At 41.3% G+C, this 26275-nt stretch carries 12 protein-coding genes and 1 pseudogene; 5 read left to right on the plus strand and 8 right to left on the minus strand.

What is annotated here, in order from left to right; translation table 11 throughout:
- Positions 1–198 precede the first annotated feature (198 nt).
- Positions 199–1161, plus strand: coding sequence for an IS110 family transposase (locus tag B7988_RS14015; protein ID WP_170930670.1), 963 nt, complete (start codon positions 199–201; stop codon positions 1159–1161).
- 232 nt (positions 1162–1393) lie between these two features.
- Here the strand turns inward: B7988_RS14015 and B7988_RS14020 are convergent, their stop codons facing one another.
- From B7988_RS14020 to B7988_RS14055, 8 genes and pseudogenes are all read right to left on the minus strand, one after another.
- A complete protein-coding gene (locus tag B7988_RS14020; RefSeq protein ID WP_088658373.1) occupies positions 1394–3889 on the minus strand; it encodes a hypothetical protein in 2496 nt (831 codons plus the stop codon).
- A 247-nt stretch (positions 3890–4136) separates the two neighbouring features.
- Positions 4137–4936 (minus strand): annotated as a pseudogene (locus B7988_RS15495) (BsuBI/PstI family type II restriction endonuclease); the annotation flags it as partial.
- Positions 4937–5858: 922 nt separating this feature from the next.
- Complete coding sequence (locus tag B7988_RS14030) at positions 5859–6674, minus strand: hypothetical protein (protein WP_088658374.1); 816 nt, start codon at positions 6672–6674, stop codon at positions 5859–5861.
- Positions 6671–7945 carry a hypothetical protein gene (locus B7988_RS14035; protein ID WP_088658375.1) on the minus strand — a complete coding sequence of 425 codons (1275 nt, stop codon included), beginning with the start codon at positions 7943–7945 and terminating at the stop codon, positions 6671–6673. Before B7988_RS14035 ends, B7988_RS14030 begins: the two co-directional genes overlap by 4 nt.
- Positions 7946–8372: 427 nt before the next feature.
- On the minus strand, positions 8373–10052 hold the full coding sequence (locus B7988_RS14040; protein ID WP_088658376.1) for an AIPR family protein: 1680 nt from the start codon (positions 10050–10052) through the stop codon (positions 8373–8375).
- A gap of 71 nt (positions 10053–10123) precedes the next feature.
- Positions 10124–10663, minus strand: a complete 540-nt coding sequence (locus tag B7988_RS14045) for a hypothetical protein (RefSeq protein WP_088658377.1) — start codon at positions 10661–10663, stop codon at positions 10124–10126.
- Positions 10660–10977 carry a hypothetical protein gene (locus tag B7988_RS14050; protein ID WP_088658378.1) on the minus strand — a complete coding sequence of 106 codons (318 nt, stop codon included), beginning with the start codon at positions 10975–10977 and terminating at the stop codon, positions 10660–10662. Before B7988_RS14050 ends, B7988_RS14045 begins: the two co-directional genes overlap by 4 nt.
- A complete protein-coding gene (locus B7988_RS14055) occupies positions 10952–12259 on the minus strand; it encodes a hypothetical protein (RefSeq protein ID WP_141225687.1) in 1308 nt (435 codons plus the stop codon). The genes B7988_RS14050 and B7988_RS14055 overlap by 26 nt, the downstream gene beginning before the upstream one ends.
- 696 nt (positions 12260–12955) lie before the next feature.
- Between B7988_RS14055 and B7988_RS14065 the strand changes: the two genes are divergently transcribed.
- The 4 genes from B7988_RS14065 to B7988_RS14080 all read left to right on the plus strand — a co-directional run bounded on the left by B7988_RS14065 (position 12956) and on the right by B7988_RS14080 (position 26044).
- Positions 12956–13735, plus strand: coding sequence for a DUF6261 family protein (locus B7988_RS14065; protein WP_141225689.1), 780 nt, complete (start codon positions 12956–12958; stop codon positions 13733–13735).
- A 238-nt stretch (positions 13736–13973) separates the two neighbouring features.
- Positions 13974–23807 (plus strand): neuraminidase-like domain-containing protein, encoded by a 9834-nt coding sequence (locus B7988_RS14070; RefSeq protein WP_088658382.1) that lies wholly within the window; start codon positions 13974–13976, stop codon positions 23805–23807.
- Between the two features lie 9 nt (positions 23808–23816).
- Complete coding sequence (locus tag B7988_RS14075; protein ID WP_141225690.1) at positions 23817–24602, plus strand: hypothetical protein; 786 nt, start codon at positions 23817–23819, stop codon at positions 24600–24602.
- 47 nt (positions 24603–24649) lie between these two features.
- Positions 24650–26044 (plus strand): glycosyltransferase, encoded by a 1395-nt coding sequence (locus tag B7988_RS14080; protein ID WP_088658384.1) that lies wholly within the window; start codon positions 24650–24652, stop codon positions 26042–26044.
- Positions 26045–26275 lie beyond the last annotated feature (231 nt).

Here is a 26275-nt window from a genome sequence, read left to right on the forward strand (position 1 = left end):
TTTAGGTTGATTTGTGGTTATTTCAAATCTAAAAATTGGAACATCCTATTTTTTTTACCCCCTTAGAGGAATTTGCGAAAGAAAATATACGTTACCCTTAAGCCCGGACAGTTTGATGGCCCGTGCAGGCCGGATAATTTGGATAATGGGACATAGGGAAGATCTCCCATGATTAAATATAGCAACAAGGAGTCCGGTATGGAAATATGGATTGGAATAGACATTTCAAAAGACACATTCGACGCCGCCTGGGAGCAGGATGGAAAAAAGGAACATGAGAAGTTCTCGAACACGACCGCCGGATTCAAGGCTCTTCTAAAGTGGGTGCCCGATGGTTCCAAGTTTGTTATGGAGGCTACGGGCACATACCATTTGCGGTGCGCGACATTTCTTGCAGGAAGTGGACTCCATGTTTCCGTCGAGAACCCTCTTGCGATTAAGCGTTTCATTCAAAGCGATCTTCGTCGGTGCAAGAACGACGTGTCCGATTCGTTCTCTATCGTAAAATATGGTCGTGAGAAAAGTCCCAGGGCATGGACGGTTCCGTCGGAGGAAGCCCGTGAAGCTAGACGGCTGCAGGGGTTGATTGAACTTTTGCGGGAGCAAATCTCCGCTCAGACGAACTATTTCCATGCACTTCAGCAAGAGGACCTGATGGACGACGCACAGAAGCTGTGCAAGGCGTCTATCACCAAGATGAAGGTTGCTATTGTCGATGCAGAAGACAGGTTTAAATCGATTGTGAGCAGGTTTTGGAAAGACGATGTCGAGCGGATATCCTCCATTCCCGGAGTGGGCAAGATGTCGGCATGCAAGCTGATTGCCAAGGTAGAAGATTTCAACCGCTTTGAGGATTCTAGGCAGTTCATGTCGTGGCTGGGGATGACTCCAAGGAACATGCAGTCAGGAACCAGCATCCATGTGAATGGGGGCATAACCAAGATGGGGGACGGGCGCTTGAGAACGCAGTTCTATATGTGTGCTGTTTCCGCTATCCAGTCCAATGGCCGGTGTAGGGCCATGTATGAGCGTATGGTCAGCAAGGGAAAGCCGGTCAAAGTAGCCCTCGTAGCTGTCGCTTGCAAACTCCTTAAAACTGCATATGCACTTGTGACGAAAAAACAGATGTATAACGCTAATTTTTTACAGTTTGCCCCTTGAATTTTACTACAGTTTGTCCTGAGCGAAGCCCGTCAGGGCGAAGTCGAAGGATCCGGTCCTGCACTACCCTACCGGATACAAAAACTTAAAGACGAGAGTCAAGAGAAATCTTGGCTCTCGTCTTTTTTGTATAAACAAGGGAAGTCTCCCCCTGTTTGTAGTCACGGTTTACGTCATTGTGATCGTAGCGAAGTAATCCACAAAGCAGTCATCCCGCCCAGTGATGCCATAATCATTTTTGTACATGCAAATAAGGATTGCCAAAGAGGTGCAAATTGGCCCAAGCAGATGGTGTTGGATATTTTTCTTTTACAGCCATATTTGCTTTGTATAAGGCGTCTACGACAAAATCACCTTCTTCAAAACGCGTCATAAATGTTTCTAGCCAATTTGGTAGAATTTCAGTAGATAAAGCCCACATTGGTGCTATTACGGTTTGATACCCTGCTCTGATAAATGTTTTTATCATTGTATGAATCGCATTATCAAAATTGGAATTATCCATAGATCCTGAATGACAAACAAATAATATAAGCAATTCACCCTTGCCTACAATTTTGTTAAGATTAGAAAACTTGACATCTCCAGCAGAAAAACAATATGCATCTTTTCCTTTTTCATTTCCATGCGCACACAAGATGTTTATACTTGAATTTAATGGCTTAATCGGGTAATAATCATTTAATTGTGATTTTTCTGCATATACCTCAATTTTAAAATTTTCTAAGATATTGGACAAATGACTGTAAGATTGTTCCAAAGCCATATCAAGAGCCTTAGGGCACCAAAAGGCTTTAGTTAACAAACCGTTTATTTTACGTTTGCCTATATTTTGCAGGAAAAATTCTGTAGAAATAAAATTAGCAGTTGGACAATTTTCAGCATACAATCTGTTTGTTTTAGGATTGAAAAATAACTGATGTGGATAAAATGCGTACGAAGAATCTTTAGCGAACATCAACCTTTGAGCGTGTGGAAAGTCAAAGTACGAAGCTCTCAATCCCTGAATAATCACATCAGCCTCGCTTTCAAAAGTTGTTATTTCTTTACAGCAATGAAAAACTTCATCGTATGTTTTAAATTCCAATTTGGACTGAATAGATGTTTTGGAGGCACGAAAATCTGCACTACAAACATTTTCTAAAAAAACAAACTCAAAGTTTTGATTATATTCTGTTGTTATGTAAGTACCTTGTTCTCCTTCCGCAATCCAAATAAAAGAATCATCTTTTACATTTTCAAAATATGATGCTATTTTTTTTTCATCCTCATATAAGCCGTTTATTTCAACAGGCTTTTCCTGAAAAAACGATAGAGGACCGATTTTATCAATTTGCGACTCCATTTGTCTAACGAAAGAAAAGTCATTCAAGACAGACATTGCTAGCAACATTTTTACAACGGATTTTTCTTGAAAACTTTCTGGTAGCATTTGACGGGCAAGAACCGTTGCATACAAACAATCTTTGTTGTAATCTTCAATATGCCTTGTTGCATACAATTTTTTCAAGTATTTTTTTAAACTATCAAAAGTATTAGTCTTGTTGATTATATTTATTAAGAAGCTATCTTTTTGTTTTGCGGGTGTTATCGATTGCAATATACCTAAATTTTTTTTTAATCTTGGAGAAATTTTTCCTTTTTTTACTTTTGCAATATTAGCGATCAAAGAATAATATGATACAGCGGCATTTGCAGGGTCCTTTTTTATTTCATCAATATTTTTATCTACAAAGTCCTCTATTTCCAATTCAATAGATTTATCTAAATAATAAATTCTCAAACTATAATATGTTAAATAAAAAGAAATTTTTCCCTTTGATGATTCTTTTAAAGATTCAAAACATACTTTAATTCTATCCACATTCATAGCGTGTTTTTTGTTTACAACTGCTACAGCCCTATACATCCTTAAAATGGACAATAACATTTCAAGATAGAATTGTTTAGGACATGTCTTTTTATCTTTCAGAGAATACATTAAAGAATTTGCAAATAGCAAGGATGCAATAATATTATACTGTGTTGCAAATAATCTCATTTTTTCTAGATATGCGTAGTGTAACATATCATCTTTATACCCACATACAAGTAATTCCTCTGCCAAATCTCTAGCATCTTGAGGCAGGCCTGTTTTTTGAATTCTATCTATAGTATTAAACATACTATGATAAAAATACGGAAGAAGTTCATCCTTATATTCTAGTGCGATTGAACGATTGTAGAACAAAAGATTTAAGGTGCCATTAATTAATTTTTCACTTTCATTTAACAACTCACCATGATATAAGACTGTGTATATTGACTGCAAAAAAAGTTTTTCTTTTTCCTCTCGATTTAAAGAATTTGTCAATGCAGATGTCACTTCATGCAGACATTTGGTTTCATCCCTTTTTAACTTAGAGCGAATACTTTGAAAATCATATCCTGTAACATTTTTTGTTTGAAAAAAATTATTAAGGTTAGGGTCGTCTTCTGCTTTTATAGTATTTAGCAATTGATCTAATAAATGTTCGAATTGGCATAACTGATATTCCAAACACGCTTCTCGATTAAATTCCATAGCATCAATCATTGGCCAAAAAATAGATTTTCCGTTTTCATAGGATTTCGTAGCCTCCGACAACAATTCATTATACATGCCGTCAATAGCACGGGCTACTTCTTCATCACTCTTTGATGCTGTTTCAACAATTATTCTTTGAAATTTCGCTAATAACTCTCGCATGTCATCCTCTTTTGGAATTTTTCAACTTGACTTAAAAAATAATTAATTTAGTTAGTATTTCACAATACCACTTCAAATTGAGAATAAGTCCTCGTATGCCTCTAAAAATTTTCACAATTCCATTCGTATTTTGGAGGAATAGTGAAATATAAAATGTGATGTTTTGTTAGAATAATTTTTCGGCAAAAACCTACTTTGATGAAGGCTTTACGACGCTTTCTATTCCCATCATTCCCTAAATAAGGACTCACCCTCTCGGTCCTAAAAACTTATCCCCATTCAAATGGATCATATGCTCTGGCATTTCGGCAATCCATACTTCGGTGTCCCAAGCCAAATCAGCTGCAAACTTTTTATAGGTTGCAAAATCAAGAAATGCTGTAACAAAAATTTTACCAGCCTTGACTTTCTTGGTCAAGTCGCCAAGTTCAACAATCCTCTTTGGGTCCATCGGCCCGACTGATGTAACAGCCTCCACAAAGAAAAGCCAGTTCTTTTCTTCATCATAAAGAACGACATCGGGCATTTTGTCATGCAGAGTAATAGCAAAGCCAAGTTTCTTTAGGGTTTCAACATCCTTCACCAAATCTTTCTCGGTAGTATCGCCCACATATAGACATTTGGCGTTTGGAGCAAATCTAGGTGCAAAATCTTCGATAATTGCTTTTTGCAGTTTATTGTGTTTACCTGGCGAAAGTGTCAGCCGCAATCCATTCACAGAAAGGGCTTGCTTTTGTTTGTCTTTCTTCGAGGCGTAAATATGCTTGAGAGAATCGTGCTTTTCAAAAATCTCTTGACAGATTCATCCGAACCATTTGCTTTCAAAACCTCTAAAAATTCTTCCGTCAATCGATAACGATAATTTGGGCTATTTGTTGCCAGCCCATTATCTTCAACGAATGCAGCTGTTCTAAAATGATGTAATGCATTTTTACGAACTGTTTCGCGTGTATTTTCTGCGTATGGAGTTTCACGATAGAACATGTTGATAAAACTCATCATGTCATGAATGCGTTTCCATTCGTTTTTCGCATTTTTCCACTTGTTCATTTCAAGGAAATATAGAATGTAAAAAAAAATAAACTTCTATATTAGCTTGCAATCACCGTTCTGTTTGATGAAGTCGTCTGTTCTGTTTACCACGATATGAATTTTAGGAAATGATTTTGAAGAAAGTTGGGATAAATAGTTTTACGACATTTTCGTTAGGGATAGTGACCCTTGGGGCGGAGACTTGCGAAGTGAGCGTAGCAGCTCACCCGTAGCAATCCGGAAGTGGCCAAGAAGCTCGCCGACGACCTCCAGAAGGAAGTGGACGCCCGCTACGCATTCTACGACGCTATGAGCAAGGATACGGAAGGGTTGATCAGCCTGTAAGAGGTATGAGGTCGGCACTCCGTGCCTTTGGGGTATGAGCTCGCTCGCGATGCTCGCTCTGAGGCATGAGTGAGGCCTTACGGCCTTTGAGGTTATTAGTAAGACGAGAGTCGAAGAAATTTCGGCTCTCGTCTTTTTTATACAAAAAAAGGGGAAGTCTCCCCCACGCTCCGGCCCCGCCCCCACCCATTGTCAAGCCCGCCTTGAGCGGGCTTCTCCTATTCTATCCCGCCCAAGCGGGTCTTCCGCTACCCCTTCTAGCGGGTGCTCAAACGCCGCACCCGCAACGCCCGGGCTTACCGCATAATTGACAAGGGAAAATAGTAGAAAAAGCCGCCAATAGAGCAAATGAACCTCGCCGAAGCCGAAGTCGCGAAGCACTACAACTTCGTGAAGAGTGTGAGCGTGGAATCGCTGGAGAGTTATAAGCAGGTGTAAGCGGAACGTGTCATCCCCGCGAAGGCGGGGATCTCCCTTTAAAATTCAAAGACCTCGGCAGTTCATTCAATGCCGGGGTCTTTTTCAATGGTTAGAATACATAAACTCCCCTAGCAAAGCCAAGGGAGCAGGTGAAGTGTTTTGCGACTGGAGTTTATTCCGAATAAGTCCACTTTACAAGTGTCGTGTCAGCACCAGCTTTGATAAGAATGTCTGTAAACTTCTTTTGAAGATCTGTTTGATTCCAATAGCCAAAATTGCAGTAGTCTAATTCGACCTCACCGCTTGATTTTTGATTCACGGAATAGCCACGATCAATCAAATCCTGGAAATAAAACAACTGGTCTTCTTCTGACAAAAAAGTAAGAGTTGGACTCATTTGACTGCACAATTCGTGTAAAATGGAATAATCCCCGTTCACATTTTGCCGAACACTATCTATATCAGAAATTAAAGGGAGCAATTCGTGATACCATTTTCTTGCGACCTGGCTACCAAATTCCCCATCCATTCCCTTTGCGATGGCACGATAAACAGTTTCACCGTTGATTGGATATCCTTTATCTATCGCATATCGAACAAGGTTAGTGTCGCCAGCCCACATAGCCTCCGTTGCAAAACCATTTCCAAGACCCCTTGCTACAGAATCCATACCATTGTCTATTAGATAGTAAATCATGGAGTCTGCATCCGTTGTCCAAATCAAATCTAATATAACAGTTTGATCGGCATAGGCACTTGTATCATACAGACCCATATCTAGCGATGCGCAGTTTTCCAAGCTTTTTTTTAAATCTGTCAAATTTGAGTCTTTGATGGCCTTCCACAAAGAAGAATCCTTGACAAATTTATCGCAATTTTCATTCAGTTGAAGAGCATATTGTTTTTCCGCTTTTGCACCAGAAGAATTGTCATCGGAACATGCAATCAGCAAAAATGTCAGCATGACTAGGAATAAAACGTTTTTCATTTGCAGTCTCCGTTTTTCGTAAATTGAATATAATCGACCTTTGTATCTTGAGGAACAAAGAGTTCCTTGGCCATATAGGATCCACTATATGTTTTATGATGGAATTGTCCTATGACCATTCTTGAACGAGGAGCCCATACGGATCCAACAAATCCGTTATCAACGTATGTCGCCGACGAGCCGAGCACTCCAACAAGAAAATTCGAAGCTTTTGCACCAGTTACCGTTCCACTAAAGTTAAACTCTTGCGCATAAAGCTCTGTCGTTTTGGAACTTTTTAATTTCAAGGTGCTTCCATATTCAAAACGAATACTCTTGAAAATATATACGCCATCTTTATTTAAAACAAAAGTACCACCTCTACGGATTGTCACATCCCCATAAACACCCGGTTCATATGTTTTAGACTTTCCATTTTCAATAAAATCCGATGTATTCGCGAAAGAAAGAGAACTGACCCCCGAATCATAATTAAACGATGTTACACTACCTTTCTTTTTGTATTCAGCCCCTTTTTGTGATTCAACCGTTTTCGCCCATGTTTCAGAATACACCTTAGAATAATTTCGCAAAATCAGAGTTTCATTTGCATGAGCATTATCAACCGACCCTCTTACACCAATATTTATATTCTTTTCAGCTCCAACAGTGCATGTTGCGGTACTATATTCATTTTTAGAGCAAGAAGCTCTATCATTTATAGTCAGATTTTCTGTCGCAAACAAAGCGTATCCTTTAGGAATAGCACAATAGCTTAATGGAGTTGCACTTATTGACACAGAAACATTTTTTTGTTTCGTAGAAGCCGTTGCATGAGTTGGGCCACAATTACTCGATGAACCAGTTCTTTTGTTTTGAAGAACCGTAAACGAAATATTCAGCTTATGCGATTTTTTGCTCTTGTATGTATGGGATTTTGTGAAAGTCGTATGCCCACTCAAATTGCTTCTATAATCCGAGGTATTCACATTTCCACATGCGACGCCTCTATTCGTAATACATTGTTGATAGTTGTAGTAATCTAAATCATATAGAGCTCGTTCAGGCTCAGGATTCGCCTCATCATCCCAATTTATTGTATACCCCGCAAACGAACTATGCCACGTATCTCGCGGACAATTTACGGTTGCCGTCAATGTAACAGCCTGGTTATCCCCACTAATAATATATGGTTCAAATTTAAAAGTTGTATTCGCTGCAATGTCACAATCTGGGCAATCTGCCAAAGCACCCCCTATAGCAAACAGCGACGAAACCAAAATCTTTTTCATTTAATCCTTTCCTTCTTGTATGTTTTTTTTAACACCGCATTAAATATAGCATAATTCCTAAGAAAAAAGAACAATTTTTCACCATTTTTGTAAAAAAAATCAAATATATATATATATATAAATAAAATAATCTATATTATTTTTATTTCTTCTAAAGAAATAAGCCTTACTTTATCAATAAATCTTCCAGTAAAAGAATATTGGAATCCGGACGCTTGCGTGCAGTGCGGCAAGTGCGCTGTGAGCCGTAGGCGAATGAAATTGGTAAGGCAATTGAAAATAATTATACCGTATATTCAAAAAGTTATCAAGCGAAACCTTGGAACGATTCGCCAACAGAATTTCTTTGCGAAATAGATTAGTTTTTAAATTAAAGACGAATGAAGAATTTCTTCACTCGTCTTTATTATACTGATTCAATTTTATTCTATTTGTGAGAATTCCACCAAGTGGGATTTGTTATGTATCGCTCGAGCAAATCGTAGCGTCTGAATGCAGTCGCAATAGTTCTTCCGTCAAGTTCGTTGATAGCTTCTTTCTGAAAATACTCGCTAAGCATTTTGTAGAGAAGGGTTTCACCGAGTGTAATTAAATTTTGTTTATTCTCATCAAAGAACGAAAGTATGTCGTAAAAATTTTTATGGTCAATATTCTTGTATTCAATCTGTTTCTGTTCTAGAAGCAATTTACCCACAATGTTAGACATAAAGTGTGTTTCAAAAGGTCTAATCGCATCACGATTTGGTTCGCCGGAATGATGTTTCCTTACCGCATCACAATATCTGAAAATTTGCACAGCGACAATCATCTGAGCCGCATTTACATTGCCAAAAATTTCATTAAAATAGCTGCCAAAAAGGTCGTTCTTTCTATACCTTGCTATATGAGGTTTGTTACGCCATACAGAAAGAATGGCTTCCGCCGCGACCGTTGACGGGATTGCGTTTATCGCAGTACTATAATCACGCTTGCGTCTGTATGTGAATCCTAATTCGGCAGCCCCTTTTTCTAACAAGGTTTGCTTTTCATCGTTGGCTTTTAAATCCCTAAGATCAACAGGGTTTTGACTGTTGGTGGCGTAAGTAATATCTCTTATCGTCTGTTCGTCATCGCTAAGTTCGTAGATTCGAACGAGTACAAAGATCTGGGAAAAATCCAATGCTGGATTTTCCTTTATCGTTTGGTATATCGTTTTACAGGTCTGGCCACCATTGATTATTTGCAGTGAATCTAGCTTCACAATCCAGTTGGATTGTTGCAATCCATTATATGCAAATTTTTCGCAGACCAGCGTCAACCCATTGTTGTAAAAAAAGAAATTCTGCTTCTTTTGGGCGTCAAGAAGCGTCTCTACAATCCCGTTGTTGACTGCATTCTTTCCCAAGTATCGACGAATATTCTTTTCTAAGAGAGAATCGCCATATTGTTCAAAAAGAGAGAAAACCTCTGTTACGGGAATCTTTCCGAGAATGACCCGTTTGTAATTAAAGTTTTCTTGGATCGCCGCACCAGACAAGGTTAGTTGCGTATTTATTTTTTTAGGGCTTGTTACGTATTTTACAATGTCTGTATGGTTGTAGTGAACAAATTTTACTTGGGGTTGATTGCCAAAGGTGTTCTTGATGTAGCTATCACCCGTTTCATCCCATTTCAAGCCGTTGTTTAGCATGACGAAAGTCACGTATGGAATATGACCTTCAAGAATGAGAGAGCGGATTTCATTGACTTTTGTTTGACTTTGCTCGTTTAAAACCATGTGCGCGGAAGGATCAAAAACGCACTTTACTGTGTTTACAGCCTTTTCAACTGCATTTGCAGGAAAGTTTGTATCACTATCCAAATTTCGTGTATACTTGGATTGAAAAAGGATGACATTAAGCTGCATGTCAGCACCATCAACAATATAGGCCGCGTCAAAACCGCCATCATTCCGCCCTTCCGTAATGTATTGTAGCGTGTCAGGAATGTCAAGGTCCAAATAAGCCGACACGCCCAACATGAGAAACGCCTTAGAAATGTTCTTTTCCTCGGATTCCGTAAAAATACTTGGGTTCTCTTTGATAAGCCCAAGAATTCGTTGATCCACAATTTGCTTGGCGATGTCCATTATTAATGTTTCCTTAGTTATTTTATAAAATAAACTATTTTAGTGAGAATGTCAACACCTTGATATCGCACTCAGACATTTTTGAAGTTCTTATTTTTTATTGCAATCAGCAATTGATCAAATACATTTATTATATTATTGACTGTCGTTTCTTCATCATCACGTCCTATTTTTACAATATTCCCCCCGATTTCTGTTATTTGATTTTCAACATTATCAAAAAAAGACCCAGTATCAGTACCCATCAAATCAAATATTGTTAACCGAGGCGCAATTTTTGATTTAAAGTCATAAAAAATACTCAAAACTTCGTCAACTTTCTGCCTTGTATTATTCGTATCAGAAGAATTTTTGACGTTTTCCACAAGTTCAAGAGCTTTTTGCCGGATATTCTCTTTTGAATTATCAATTAAATCTAGAGCATGTAAAGTCACATAGGTAAAGTATCTATCATCTATTTTATTTGTTGATGCAATTTCAATATTTTTCTTGAAAATTTTCCACGTAATAACAATTGAGATTGTTGCTGCAATTGCTGCTATTGTTGGAGAAATTGTGACAATAAAGGAACAAATTGATTTAATGATTGTAATGATGTTGTCTACTATCATATTAAAATCTCGCTTTGTATAGCTTCTCGAAAGGCGTTTTCAAAAGATCTTTCGAAACCTGCCGGGATTTTTATAACGTAATGGATGTCTATTCCTGCTTTGTGTTTTTGACGAATCGTCTCTCCAAGCAGCCCAAGAATAAATGAAGAGTTCATCGCATAGACATCATTTGGAACAATGAAGGATATTTCATCTGCATTGTTCAATTGATCGTCTGTCAATTTTTTTCGTACTTCATTACCGCGTTCTCGGCCAGCAAAAACAGCCGATTTAGAAGAACGAAAAAGATTAAGGTCTATTGTTATTTGATTCATTTTTCAAGTTCTCCAGATAGTCGTTATCTATGTTAAACTTAAATGTACAAATTGTTCCCGGGAAAAAGTGTCGCATTTTTTTCACTTTTCTTGAATCCGGTGGTGCATAAAGATCATTGTTCTTATTGAAAGCTATTTGACGACGTTGAGACGAATTGTGATATTGCGATTTAATTTTGTACTCGTTGTCAAATCTAATATAAACATTTCCGCTAATCAAAGCCATTATGGGGGGAGAATCCTCATTGTCCCCAAGTTCCTGAAAAAATTCTATCAAATCCGAAAGACCCTGACCATGATCAGATTGGGAATTCAATCCAGCCAAACTACTTACACCTTCTTGCAGTGAATATAAAGTCCATAAAACATCGCTATCCCATTGTGATGAAAAAAGATGTCTTTTTTGATGGTGGGCTATCAATTGTTCAATTTTTTTCCGATGAGGCGACTCCTCAGGTAAAGTTTGCATCGATTCACTAATTGATTGACCAAAATTGAATATAACTAGGTGGCACTCTCCTTTTTTGGGACCGATTGTTTGCAAGTATGCGTTAATCCACCAATGAGGCTTTTTAGAATGGATTTCAGCGTTGTCTAGTAGTTCGCCCACAATGGTGGCAAAATGAGTTTTCCCATTATTATTTAATTCCCATCCACATTTATTTAAACATTTATTCAGATATTCTATTAAAGCCGTTGATTGGATTTCTTTTTTTGACGACTCATTAAATTTAGATTTAGATTTTTTTCCTTCTCTCAGTTCAAAAAGAAACATGTCAGGGGGATTATCTTTTGATATTTTTAAGTATTTTGTGACTCCGCTCGCACGAACGATATGCTTTAAATTGTCGTCTTGAGGATATATCCCAGATAAATTTTTATTTCCATAACGATGCATTTCTTTGAATAATACGGACGCAACAGTTTCAGCACATAAATCTATATTTTGACAATTAAGTTGATCGAAAACAACCTGTTTCGCTTTATTGTTGAATGAGCTACATAAAAAATTTTCAAAGAAAGCACAGGTGCCTTCGCAATTATCAATAAATGAAAAAATTGACGGAGCTTTGCAATACGCTCTATTTTTTGAATTTAAGTTATGATTTTGGCTTATTTTGCTAAAATAGAATTGACAAAATGAGCATTGCTGTAGGTTTGAACGAATATTTATACCACGCCTATTCTTTCTTTTTAGAAATCGTCGATGGCAATTATGCAGCCCTCTTTTTTGAGCTATTTTTATAATTACGGCCTTATGTTGAAGATCAAATTTTTTCATAAAAATGTAGTCATAAGAAATATAGATAATGTCAGTTGTTTTGGGCACTATAATGCAAGATGGAGAACCTTAAACCGGTAGTGGTGGTATGATTTAGCTCCAAGAAGGGGGGGGATTTTTTGTGAAAAGGCTTTGTCCGAGAGCGAAGGCGTTTCTACTTTTGTAGAGGCTGTTTTGTCCAAGAACGAAGGCGCCTCAACTTTTATAGATGCAGTTGTGTTCATGTGCGGAAGCACTTGAACATTTGTAGATGCACTTTTGCTCGTGAGCAAAGGTGCTCCAACTTTTGCGGGAGCGCCTTTGTCACTTGTGTATAAACGCTTGGACATTTGTAGGAGCCATTTTGTCCGTGAGCAAAAGCCCTTGAACTTTTATACAAGTGGCTTTGACCGTTTGCAAAGGTGCTTCTACTTTTGTAGAAGCACTTTTGTCCGTGAACAATCGTGCTTGAACTTTTGTAGAAGCGGTTTTGTTCAGGAACAAAGCCGCGAAAACATTTGTAGGAGCACTTCCGCGCCTTTTGTAAAGCGGTTTTAACAAACAAAGTATGCTTTTACAAAAACAAGACAAATGTGCTACGAACTTGTACAAAACTGACGCAACTGGCGTTGCAACCAGCACATCTAACTTTGTGAAAGGCGCTTGGAAAGCCTTTCGCAAACTGAAACCGGCAACCTTCAAAACGAGGATAGCATCATGATGAAAATCAACACCATCTGCTACAACAGACTCCGCAACGACGAATTCCTTGGACTCCACAAGAACATCGTCGAACTGACAGCAAGCATCACCGGCGAAGAAATCCGCCCGTCCATCGAAGCCTACCGCAAGGCCGTAACCGAATATGCGAACCTCATTGAAGTAAGTGTGGACGAATCTGCCGCAAGTATCGTGAGCCGCCTTGACAAGGAACGCAACGCCGCATACGCCGCCTGCCGCAACTTTGCCAAGAGCCTCAAGTCCCTTGCCGACAAGGATGTCGTCGCCACCGGCGAAAAGCTCCGCAAGATTTTCGCCGAGAACGCCGACCCGGTCTACCACAATCAGGACCAATCCACGGGTATCTTCACGAACATCGTCAGCAGCCTCAAGGCTATCGGCGATGCCAAACTGGATGCCTGCGGGTTCAAGCCCTGGCTCGAAAACCTTGAACGCAAGAACAACGACTACCTGGCCGCCGTACAGACCCGCAACAAGGAGTTCGCCGCCAGGGAAACCGGAGCCAACAAGGTCTACCGAGAACGGTGCCTGAATGCGTTCAACCTCGTGGCGACACTTGCAATCGGCAAGGCGACCCTCGAAAGCGACGAAGGCTGCACACAGTTTATCAAGGCCGTGAACAGCCACATTGAACTGAAGAAGGCCCACCTGAAACTTCGCAAGGGAAAAGGCAAGATTACCGTGACTCCGGAAACACCCGAAACGGCGGTAATCGAAATTCCCACCGAAACCAAGGACGAGGAAAATGCCGCATAGCAATCAAATACAAGACATGAACAACGAATCTCCTGCCTGATCGGATATCAGACAGGATTTTTTTTGCTTAAAAATAGGGCGTTTTGTCGAAAACGGTTAAATTTTGAAAAAAAGACAACCAACTCTATAAATTGCAACATTTTCGTAAATTTTTAGTAAGGATTTTTTCGTTGTTCATAAAAAAAGTTATATTACTTTTGTAAAGTAGTGTAAAATTTTCACTAGAAAAGGAGTCCCAATGTCTCAAGACCCCAACCTTTGGTTTGTTCGCGGCACTATTCACAATGCAGATGGATCCGTGTTCCACAATCAAGGTCGCATATTGGCATACCACATGTTCCCGCAAAGGGGTTGGCAGTGGATTGCTGAATCGAACATAGACTCCAATACGGGAGCATTTGAACTTGTCTTTCATAAGGACCGTTTTCAAGAGGTCGGCTCACCTGAAGCAGTTTTCCCAACCCTGCAAATCCGTGTGACTGATTATGAATACAATCCCTTGTGGATGTCCAATATTTACACCGCACCACCGAATGAACTAAATATCGGAGATATCGTGGTCAATGGTAACATAAACGAATACTGGACTGTCTGCGGCAATGTTTACTACTCAAGTAATGTCCCCTTCGCCAATGGTTTTGTCAAGGTTTTCGATGTCCGAGATGGAGAAGAACGGGAACTTAAATCAAGCCAACTCAATGCAGTCGGTTTTTATTCCGTAAGCTACACTAAGGCCCAATTTCAACAGGGCGATACATCTATAACTAGCCCAAACCTTTTAGTGCGAGTCTATTCTGCCGATGGGGTGAATGTCGCGAATCAGACTGGGCCGGCAATCGCTTCTGCCCGTGAATTCATCAACATAAAGGTCGAATCAGGCGATATCGTAATTCCGGATGGTTCTTGCAGAATTTATGGTTCCGTAGTAAACAAATTGGGCCGCCCTGTTTCGGGCGTAAAGATTACCGCCTACTGTTTGCATTACGACATCACGGACAATAACGATTATCCGACAGGAACTTTTGTTCATCAGGAACTAGGTGTCTTTCCTACAACAGGGACTAATGGGGAATATTCTATTTCCTACAAGCCGGAGATTTTACCGCAGGGACTCTTGCTCGATGCAGAAGATGCTTATGGCAAGAACAAGGTTTCGTTATACGCAAAGTTAGAAATATACGAAACAGGAGCTTCAACACCCAAGATAACAGTTTTTAAACCGCTTGTCTTTAACGGGAAACGGGAACAACGGATTGATTTTGAAATAGATTTGTCCTCTACAACAGAAAACAAGTCTCTTTTCGAAGAATTGGACGAACTGCTAGCCATTTATCGTAATACAGTAATCCTAGACTCCGCTCATCTCACAGACAAACGAAATAAGATAAACATTTTCCTAAAAGATGTAGATGAATTTCCTTTGGTTGTAGGACGAGAACGGCGCTCGGACAAGGAAGTCAAGGCGTATTTCCTAGCTTATAGTCTCTATTATGGCCTTCTCGGCAAACTTGGAAAAAGCGAAAACGATTATCGAGCCAATGTATATGCTCAGGGAATTTTCGCCCTTACCTATCAGGAACTCGTAGAAAATCTGGACGACCTTGTAAACACTCAGGCTCCCACTGTGCAGACTGCGATATTTGACGGTATCGCAAAAAATCAAATATCTTCAAAAGTCAAGGCTGACGAAATTTTAAGACTGTGGAAAGAGGGAACGGAATCCTCGGCAGTCGTCGGTGAAATGGACGACCAGTTCTCTCCCTACCACGTGTTCTTCCTATTCGTAAAAAGTGAATTACCATTAAAGAATGTCGTAGATGAAGAAACTCACGAAGTCAAGACAGTCCGAGTGGATTTAAGCGGAGTTACAACGGCAGAAGCTGCCAAGATCCAGTTTTTAATGAATGCCTACTATTCGGCGGGTAGCGACTATCGCGAGATGCTCTCAGATTTGGAGAATGTTGCACCTTCAGAATGGAACGAAATGGATGAGCAAGGCGAGATTGTCGACAATTTATTTGACCACACCAAATTAATGTTCCTGATAGACCTTTGTGACTTTGGTGGTTGGTACGATGATTTCGTAATTGAGGCATACAAGTACAGTTTATCCCATTTGCAGGACGGGTACGAGTTAAAAAATCTCCTTTCTTTCGATGAAAACAACTGGACAAGCATCGTTGAAAACGTATCAAAACGATACAATAAGTATTACCCCAAAGACCCTCTCGGATTGCCACATGAATTTCTGGGAACTACGGCGGAAGAACAAAGGAATCTATATGTCAAGAAACTGATGGACTTGATTGTTTCCTGGTTCCCACAATACAAACTTTATGACAAACTTTCATCAAGTCTCCCTTCCGAATGGAACTCCCTATTCACCATATTGAAAAAAAAGGAATGGGAAGGATTCAGTCTTACCGATCATGATTCGGGAAAATACGAACTTGAACATGAACATGCCGATAAAATCACGGGCGACAATCTGGAAAAACTTCATGTTCTCCAGCGCATTTATCGCCTTACAGGCGATGCTGTGGCGGTCGCTTACCTAATTAATAGCGGGTTTAAATCTGCTACATCTGTCGCAGAACTTGACGAGGATTATTTTGTTGCAGAACACGCCCTTGGCATCGGCACGAAGGAGATGGCGACCCAGATTCACCGCGTGGCGAAAAGCTTCGTATCGGAAGCGACCTTCAAGATAGGCCAGTTCCACCGCAACCTGAACGAGACCGACGGAACGTTGAAAGCCACCTCGCGCGGCGTGTCCGAACAGCTCCAGGTTCGGGCGGCAAACCTCTTGAAAAAAAATGTAGTTTCCACCAACATTGCACCTCCGCGAATCCCTGCATCCGTGGCCCCCACATGGAAAAATCTTTTCGGCAACATTAATAGAAACGGTGCCACAGAAGGCCAGTCCGTGTTGAGTGCCTCCGCCTACTTCGTGGACCTATTGAACTTTTTCAAGGCGAACAAGGATCCTTACGACAAATTCATAAAACGCCGCCCCGATCTGCTAAACCTCCTGCTCACCAAGGCAAATGCAGAAACGGCGATGCCCACCATCGACTTGATAAATGAGATTCTTGAAAGCCTTGCAGGAGACGAAGAAAACAGGCCAGCCACCATTCTCGAAAGCCTGACCCCACGCGACGCCACTACCGAATGCCTGCGGGCAGAACCTTTAGAATGGCCCGAAGGTAGCGAAGGCCGGAAAAGGCAGGACAGAGCGAATTTGAAACTCATGAGCCACGCCTATCCGGCTATGCTCCCCTTGAATACCTATAGGACCAAAGCAACAAAACTACTCGGTAACGTTCCTCTCACCCTGTATAATGTCGCCGAGAGCCTCGGAAGAACAAACGAAGAAAAAGTCTGCCTTTTTGCAGACGAACTACTGCACAGGATTCTCTTCAAGGAGACCGCGGATAAACCGTGGGAATTTTGGGGACTTCAAGAAAATAACAATAACGTCTATCTGCCAGACAAGTCCGAATACAAGATGGACGACCCCAAACATCCGACACCCTATTTAAAAAACAAGACATGGGTTGAAATTTTAAGCCATGTGGCGATACTCCTTGACCGCACAGGAATCTCGTTCAAGGAATTGAAGGAAATCATAGCCCTTCCGTTATTCGCAAAATACAATGTGGACACTCGCTGTCCCGACGCTCTGCAGTACCAGCTGGCAGACATCAACGGCTATATACTTATAGACACATCAACCATTGATAATAGTACTGAAAAAAACGTTACAGTCAATTATCCAACTCCGGACTTTTTCATAGAACTGGCATCCATGCTCAGATTCCATCGCTTATTAGGCTGGAGTTACGAGGACATCGCTTCTCGTTACAATGAACTGAACCGCAAATCAACAGACGAGGGAAATCCCGAAAATAAAGACTTCCCATATGCAGAAGACCCACTATGCAATTGGGACCGCATACAGGAAATGGTTTTACGTTTCGGCATTACTCCGCTCAATTCTCTTGCTTGGAATGGCTTTGAACTGACCGAAGATGAACTTGCGACGGTATTTGATGTTCCTGTCCTATTCAATCGCTATCGGGACGTAAATCCAGAAGACTCTTCTACAATTGAAAAATATGATGATGAATATATCGAGAACGACATTACAAAGGCTACAACAAATTGCTTGTCCTTAAAAAAAGAAGAAGTCTTTCTCTTCTTGGAACAAAGTGGAATCTTCTCAGGTGCGTCTACAAACGAAGCCCAGGAACAGCATGATAAATTTCTTGCCGGGCTGAATTATATTTACCGCCTCGGCACATTTGCACAAAAGCACAACCTGACTGCCGCCGAGTTTTATCTATTGCAGGAGACCGGTCTCGGATTCATGAACGATATTCGTTCATTTTCAAGGGCCATCCGCAAGTGGCAAGGGACTTCCCTTCCCCTATCTGTTCTTGAAGAGTTGCTCCATACACCAGATGAAACCGTTCAAAAGAAGGCCAAAGCCTTCCTTGGAATCGCAAAGACCGCCACGAATCCAGACGAGACCGCAGGAACATTCTACGCCACCATCAGCGAATCCTGGGATGCTGTGAAGGTTGATGACGATTATGCAACGAATGAAGCAGAAATAGCGGAAATTCAGGAAGACGGACAGGCAGAATATGTCGCGGCCTACAAGGAAGCCTGTGGGAAGCTCCTTGCCAGCCTTGATTTTGCAGATGTCCCGTACATCGACTACCTGGCACAAGAAACGCTTCCCACTGGCGGCTCTGACAAATACGAATCACTTAACAGCTGGCTGGTGGACATTTTTGGCGATGGTGCCGAACAAATTGCTGAAATTCTTGGCAAGGGTTCCGCTCTTGAAAGACTGTTCTCCCTTTATGAAAGTTTGAAACCCGTCTGGTATGAAAAACAGATTTTCCAGATGCTATCGCAAGAATTCGGCATTGCAGCGGAAGTGAAGTCTCAAAAGGCGTTCAATTCATTGCTCTCTAAATTGCACTATTTCCTAGATGGAAGTACCACACCTCTCGACGATTGGAAACATTATGCATTGACAAACTATTGGCCTGAGGATGATGTTCAGGAAGACTCTATAGACCTGTCCCCCTATTATGCATTGTATAAGGCCAATGTCCTTTACCAATATGTTTCGGGATATGTAGTTAAAACAGGCGACATCGAAAACGGGCTTGGACTCGGATTCGGATGGGATAACTGGTCTTTACTCTATAATATAGATAACGAGGTTTTGGACTGGGGTATACTTGACGATCTTGTCGAGGCGTTCTCGGTTTCCGACGCTTTCGGCAATACGGAATATTCCTACGCTGCGATTCCGCCCATGAACGGGGATGCATACAACTCCCCCATCACAACCCTGAAACAGTTAAAACGTCTACTGATGCTCCCGCAGACAGTATTCAAAGATTGCTACAAGTATGTATTCAATGTTGATTTGGGAGACGATGTAGAAACGTGGCCGGACATCAACAATTGGAATGCGACGGAGGATTGGTCCAAATTCTTCAAGGTCTATCAGCTTTATCTGAAAACATTCACTGCACCACGCATTCTAGAAAGACTTTTCATTGAGTTGCGGGAAACGGAACTTGATGTCGAAAACGAGAACTTCAACAATTTGTCTAGCGCAGTTCAGACTGTGAACGACAACCTGAAATCAAATTATAGTACCTCGCAATGGAACAAGTTCATTCAAGGGATAAGTGACGAAATTCGCAAGGAACGTAGGGATGCATTGGCTGGTTTTGTTTGTTGGGAATCGCAAAATGAACCCTACGCGTCACAATACAAATACCCACGTTCTTTCCTAGATACAAACGACCTTTACGCCTACTACTTAATTGACGTCCTTATGGAACCCGACATGTCTATGTCCAGAATCGTGCAGGCAAATGCATGCTTACAATTGTTTGTGCAGCGTTGCCAATTGGGGCTGGAAGGACAAACCATTGATGGGGAAAATCTCTTCAGTGATTCCGCGTTAGCGCAGTGGGAATGGATGAAAAATTATCAGGTGTGGGTAGCGAATCGCAAAGTATTCCTGTATCCTGAAAACTGGCTTGATGTGAGCCTCCGCGATGACAAGAGTTCGTTCTTTATCGAACTTGAAGAGCGTCTGCAAGAAGTGGGCGGTGACAGCGACGACATGGAACGTATATACGCAGAGTATCTGGAAAAGATGCGCGAAACGGCAAACCTAGAAATCGTCGGTTGTTGCAAGGAAGACGGAGATTCTTTCGGGGAAACAGTCTATACGCTGCATATTATTGGTAGAACTCGTGGAGAACCGCACCGCTACTATTACCGCAAGTATTTTGCGAAAAAAAGTGGCTCCGGTACATGGTCTCCATGGGAGTTGATAGAGGCGGACATTACGGGTGACGTGGTGTTCCCACAACTGATGAACGGTCGCCTGTATCTTGCATGGCCTCAGTATGTTCAAGGACAAAGACAATTGAATTCTGGAATGGCTAGTTCTGATAGTGGCGTCAGTTCCCCTCAAATTGAATTTTATGTCGAAATAAAGATTGCCTGGACGTGCTTCAACGGCAAGAAATGGACAGGCGTCAAAACTACGAAAAATGTCTTGTATGATACATCTTTAAATCCTCTTGATTTCCAACTAAATCCAGATGAAAAAATTGGAGACCGCTACCATTTTAGGACAGTTGTAGCTGCAGATATCATAACATTCCAAGCTTATCGAACGTTGCTTGACATCGATAGATCAGAGGACTTGGTGTTTAGATACAATGAACTCGCTGAACAGTATCAAGATTCATACAAAAAACACCACTTATTCCATTTTCAAATGCTGGCTAACCTTTACTCAGCCATGGCAAAGATAGTAAAGGATCAGCAATCAAAAACAATTTCTGTTACAAACAAGGAAAAAATAAAACAATATATAGAGACAAGATGCTATAAAGGATATGATACTCAACGGATATCTTCGGTTGGACAGGTTTTACTTTATGCTGATGGTAAAGACGAATGTAAAAATGAAGATATCGACCCCATCATAGAAAAGGGAGAAGATGGAACAGAAACGATTGTGGCTATTCAAAACCTGGATAATGTTCCTGATGAAGGAGAACTAAGGGGACATGAAGTTAGTTCTTTCTCCCCTAGAAATACATATCTCAAGAGTAATTATTGGATTTCTAATGGATTAAGCTCTCTGGCTTATAAAGACCGGGAAATTCTTGTTGAAGAAAAGAATTTCCGCATTCTTCCCGTGAATATGGATTTTTATAATCCAGATAACAGAGAAAAACATATCAGCAATCTGCCTTTCTTTTACATGGATGATGCAAACACCTATTTTGTCAATCCCAAGGCAAGCAAGGCAAACAGTCGGGTCTATGAATTCACATTGATATCGCATCCGATTATGGATGAATTTTTCAATCAATATAAAAATGGTGGCAAAAAAGAGTTGCATTCCAGGGGTATTCAGGCCTTACAGAGAGTCCAAAGTTACTACACAATGTATTCAGGCTATAATTACTACTTCGGTTCTGCCATAGGCTACCACATCGCAGGCGATAGCGCAGCCTGGGACATGGGTCAGTCCATTTTTGAAAGTAATTATGGACCGACCTCGTATGTATCAAAATACTATCCCGCCCCATACGTTAATTTTACATGGAAATCTCCGAATGGTATTTACAACTGGGAATTATTCTTCTATGTTCCTGTAAGAATAGCTGACAAGCTCATTGCAGAAGAGAAATACGAGGCCGCTCTTGAATGGCTCCAACTGGTGTTTGACCCCCAGGGTAAAAAAGAAGGCCCCGAACGCATCGCCCGCTGGGCTGAAGAGTTACCTAGCGGAGCTCAGTATTGGCGATTCCTCCCGTTCTACGCGAATCCCGATGCAGATAAGACCATTTTGGAAACACTGGCAGTTCTTAACGAGAATGATAATTCGGAAAAGAAGGATGATTTACAAAGTCTCATTGAGCAATGGAAATTTAATCCCTTTGAGCCGCACCTGATTGCCAAACAACGGCTTGTTGCCTACCAGAAATTCGTAATCATGAAATACTTGAGTACTCTTATTGCTCGTGGCGACGAACTTTTTACTCAAGACACAACGGAATCCGTGAATCTCGCCATACAGTTCTACATTATGGCGGCGGATATTTTGGGCCCCAAAAGTGCCGAGGCTCCTGATCCAGAGAATGGTGTTGCTAAGACCGCAGCAGCTATGATAGACGAGGCAGGAGCCGATGGCAACCTGGATTGGGCCAACACCCTCCTTGAATACGAGGATTCCATGCTGATTGGTCGTGCACGTGACCGCGACACATTCCAGAACAAGTATCCTAGCAAGACATCAATGATTTCGAATATTTCGAAGGAGACTTTTTATTTCAACGTGCCGCGCAACGAAAACCTGATGAAATTCTGGGACACCGTGGCCGACAGGCTCTACAAGATTCGAAATAGCCTGAACATCGAAGGTGTAAAACGGATGCTAGCCCTGTTCGCTCCTCCCATCGATCCCGGAATGATGGTAAAGGCAAGAGGTGCAGGGCTTTCCATCAGCGACATCCTTGCTGATGCCGGTGCTGCATTGCCGCACTATCGTTTCAAGGTTATTGTGGCAAAGGCCCTGGAAATCGCCCGGGACCTGCGCAAGATGCAGGAAAGCCTGTTACAGGCCTTGAAGGACAAGGATGCGGAAGCCTTGCGGCAGTTGAGAGTCCAGCATAAGCTTTCTGCGAAAAAGCTATCCCAGAGCATCTATGAAATCGAGATGAAGGAACTGGAGACCGAAGCCGCCTCATTGGAAATTGAGAAAGAAAAGAAAGCCAAGAAGCAGGAACACCACAAGTCGAATATCGAAAAGTTAAAAACCGATTTCGAAAACGGCTACGCCAAGACCATGCAAGGTGTAGCCGACCTCCGCGAAAAGGTGGAAATGGCAAAACGTATCGCTTCTGCCCTGTACAGCATTCCCGACATGGACGCGGGCGGTATCGTGAACGCCTTTGGCGGTATCGACTTCCACATTGCCGCCTACGGAGGACGAAAACTTGGCGAAGCGGCCATCACCATGGCCGAGAGCTACCTTTCCAAGGCTATGGAAAAGGAAGCTGCGGCTTTGCAGAAAAAAGCCAAGGGCGAAGAGAAAAAAGAGACTGCTGAAGAAACTGTGGAAGAGGCCATCTCCGCAAGCGAAGTTTCCCAGGCAGACAAACAAATTATCATCAACACCATCCGACAACAACGGATTGAAAAGGAAAAGGAACTTCTTGAAAAGGAAATAGAGCGCATCGAGGAGGAATACGACTTCCTCAGTGACAAGTTTACAAGCAAGGACCTTTACGAATGGCAAGTAAAACAACTGATAAAACTTTCAAAGACCATGTGCAAATTGGCAACGAGGGTAGCCAAGATGGCCGAGAAGTGCTATCACTTCGAAATCGGCGACACCGACATGGGTAACGCCAAATCCTTTATTGGCAACAGCTATTGGGACGGGGCGTACAACGGCTTGCTCTCAGCAGATAGGTTGATTGCAGACTTGCATGCCATGGAAGTTACTTATATGGAGAATGATAAAAATGAACAAAAAATCACTTGGCCTGTAAGTCTCAAAAAATTAAAGATAGAATTAAATGAACTATCTTCCAGTGACAATGGAAATGCAGTCTTCTCCGCCTTGAAAAATTGTTCCTTTGGTATAGATTCGGAAAATATTCGTTCAAAACTTGGGATTGATTTCTGTCGTATTCGAGATGTTCGTTTACGTGTCATCGCTCCGAATTTTACAGGACTATCATTGAATGCCAAATTGACAATGGATAGCAACACGCTGAAATTTGGTTCCAACGAAATTCAAAATCGAATAGGCGTTCAAACGATGGCAACGGGAATGGCTAATTCCGATTGCGGACGGTTTGATTTCAACTTTAAATCGGACAAGTTCTCGTTCTTTGAAGGTGCTGGCCTTGATTCATCGTGGCATCTAACCATTGATGATTCTGAACTAACCTCAATTGATGACGTTGTCCTTTACATCAGTTTCACAGCAAAAAATTCTTAAGGAGTTGTTATGAAAAGTAATGTCTTTTCAACTATTTTTGGTATATCTTCATTTTTGATTGCAGCCTGTTCTTCTGATTCCGGCAGCGGAGCCGATTCAATAAATCCGCTCAATCCAACAAATCCATCAACATCCACATGTGCCCTAGCAACTCAATATTTGCCAAATTCGACTATTGCTTATGTCGATAATGAATCTGGAGGGTGTGTTGTTTCAGGACAAAGTTTCTCTGTCGAAGAATACGCAGCGTATGACGCCGCGCTAGTAGCCGCCGGTTTTACCAAAGCTGAAGTCATCGCGGGATCATCAAACTACAACAAAACACTCGAAGATGCAAGTGTTATAACCGTCAACCTTGTCTATGTAAACGAGACGCAAGTTATCTCTGCGACAGTAGTAAAGCAAGAAAAAACATACCTGTTTGGAGATATAGAAAAGTTTGGTGAATTGTATGTTAGACCATTTTCTTCTATTTTAGGAAAATTTGAGTGGAACTATACAAATGCATCTCTTGAATATCTATCTTCGGATTTTATCCCTATAGATGTTAAATCATCTATGAGCAGAGATGAAAAGAAAACAATGTTTAATCAAATGTTAGATGAATTAGAATCTAAAGCGTTCGAACTTGGCTGGGCTAATATAGAAAGATCAGATGCAAACTACACTAATGGTTGTTACATTCAGGCCTACATGGTTTATTCAGGCTACACATATTCGATTAGACTATATGGAAATTTAGAACTAGAAAATTCTGGGGACTATTTTATTATTGAGTTGAAAAAAAGAACCTGATTAATAAGAAGGTCCATAAGAAAACATTTCCCTAAGGAGTCTAATTCATGTCCAAATCCATCCTCTTCTGGCCAGATGTTTATAAAGAACAAGGGCATTGGCTTCCAACATTAAAATGGGCTCAGGACCTACATGATAGCGAAGGTGATGATTACACTGTTAGCTATATGGGGATATCCGATTGCAAATCTGTCATAGATAGCTACGACAACGGATCGGGACATTTCCTGTTCCAAACCATTTTATCAAACATGTATCCCAAGGGTTACACAACAAAAAGCGCCAGCGACCCTAATGAACGCTGGAAAACATGGCATGTCTGGGCGATTCTTTACAGTCGTTATTTCGCTTTGAATAATCCAGACGGAGAAATCGTAGACGAGAATATTGTATTCAACTTACCGGGAAACGCACGAATTCCTAACGAAGACTTAGTGGAGGATGCAAAATCCATTTGGAAGGCGTTGCAAATAGCAAAACCCGATTTACTTGTAGGTGGCTATTTCACATCGCTCGAATGTCTCTTGATTCACTGGATATATAATATCCCTGTCGTCATTTCTACCACCTACTTGAGGCATCCGCAAGACGATCCTGCCATCCGCGCACGAGTCAACCTGTTGTCTTTCTCAAAGCCGGAACTGCACAAGATAATTAACATGGCCATCAATGGTTCCGTTTCTACAGATGCTCCCGATATGACTTTGCAAGAATTTACGCAGCCCTTGGAAACATGCCATGAATTAATTCCCTGCCCCAGGGAATACGAATACGATCATTATCGTCATGGTGACCTAGTACATTATGTAGACCCCTGCATCACCAAAGAGTTAACTCACGACACCGATTCGCTAGATTCGGAGGGCAACGTAATCAACTGGAATTCCATCCTCGAAAATGAAAACATAATTTTCGTTACAGCGGGTTCTCAGGTGCTTGATTATGAGGACAAAGCAAAAAATTTATTCCACTCTATGTGCAAGGCGATGCAGTCTCCACAGTTGCAAGATTGCTTCTTGATTATTGCTGCAGGTTCCAAATTGGTAAATAGCCCTGAATGGAAAAACTACGACAAATCCAAAATTATCATTGCCAGCTGGGTTCCCCAGCGTGAGTTACTTGCAAAAGAAAATGTCAAGTGCGCAATTATACACGGAGGCCTTGCGACTATCAAGGAATGCGTTTATTTTGACCGCAATTTCGTAATCAATCCGCTTGGCAAAGACCAAATCGATAACGCCCTTCGCCTGAGACATTTGGGAATCGATAATATTATCTCAATGGCAAACGTAAACCCGAATTCACTATTGGATGCAATCAACCGCGTAACATCAGATTATCGGATGAAATCGAAGTTGAAAAAACTGAGTGACATTTTTGTCGCAGCTGAAAACGAGAAGAAAGGACTGAGCGTTATTCTAGATGTTTTGTCCAGGGTTTGATTTCTTTTGCGTTAGGGATAGTGACCCCTTGGGGCCGAGACCGTGGTCTCGGTTTTAGGAGGCGGGCGACGAGCGAAGCGAAGGTGGCCGCCCCTAAAATATAGCCCGACCCACGCCAGTGGGGAACGCCCATAGACTACTCCCCCACCGCAGAAATCATCAAGGGCAACGGCGAGCTCCTCCCCGTTTCCAAGATGCCTTGCGACGGCGTGTTCCCGACCGCTACCACCA

Origin of the sequence: Fibrobacter sp. UWB1 (assembly GCF_002210325.1) — a bacterium.
Lineage (GTDB): Bacteria > Fibrobacterota > Fibrobacteria > Fibrobacterales > Fibrobacteraceae > Fibrobacter.

Coding starts and splice junctions, on each gene's coding strand:
- B7988_RS14035 (WP_088658375.1), bottom strand. CDS start 7,945: ATGAAAAAGATTTTGGTTTCGTCGCTGTTTGCTATAGGGGGTGCTTTG.
- B7988_RS14065 (WP_141225689.1), top strand. CDS start 12,956: ATGATGAAAATCAACACCATCTGCTACAACAGACTCCGCAACGACGAA.
- B7988_RS14050 (WP_088658378.1), bottom strand. CDS start 10,977: ATGAATCAAATAACAATAGACCTTAATCTTTTTCGTTCTTCTAAATCG.
- B7988_RS14080 (WP_088658384.1), top strand. CDS start 24,650: ATGTCCAAATCCATCCTCTTCTGGCCAGATGTTTATAAAGAACAAGGG.
- B7988_RS14040 (WP_088658376.1), bottom strand. CDS start 10,052: ATGGACATCGCCAAGCAAATTGTGGATCAACGAATTCTTGGGCTTATC.
- B7988_RS14020 (WP_088658373.1), bottom strand. CDS start 3,889: ATGCGAGAGTTATTAGCGAAATTTCAAAGAATAATTGTTGAAACAGCA.
- B7988_RS14030 (WP_088658374.1), bottom strand. CDS start 6,674: ATGAAAAACGTTTTATTCCTAGTCATGCTGACATTTTTGCTGATTGCA.
- B7988_RS14070 (WP_088658382.1), top strand. CDS start 13,974: ATGTCTCAAGACCCCAACCTTTGGTTTGTTCGCGGCACTATTCACAAT.
- B7988_RS14045 (WP_088658377.1), bottom strand. CDS start 10,663: ATGATAGTAGACAACATCATTACAATCATTAAATCAATTTGTTCCTTT.
- B7988_RS14075 (WP_141225690.1), top strand. CDS start 23,817: ATGAAAAGTAATGTCTTTTCAACTATTTTTGGTATATCTTCATTTTTG.
- B7988_RS14055 (WP_141225687.1), bottom strand. CDS start 12,259: ATGAAAAAATTTGATCTTCAACATAAGGCCGTAATTATAAAAATAGCT.
- B7988_RS14015 (WP_170930670.1), top strand. CDS start 199: ATGGAAATATGGATTGGAATAGACATTTCAAAAGACACATTCGACGCC.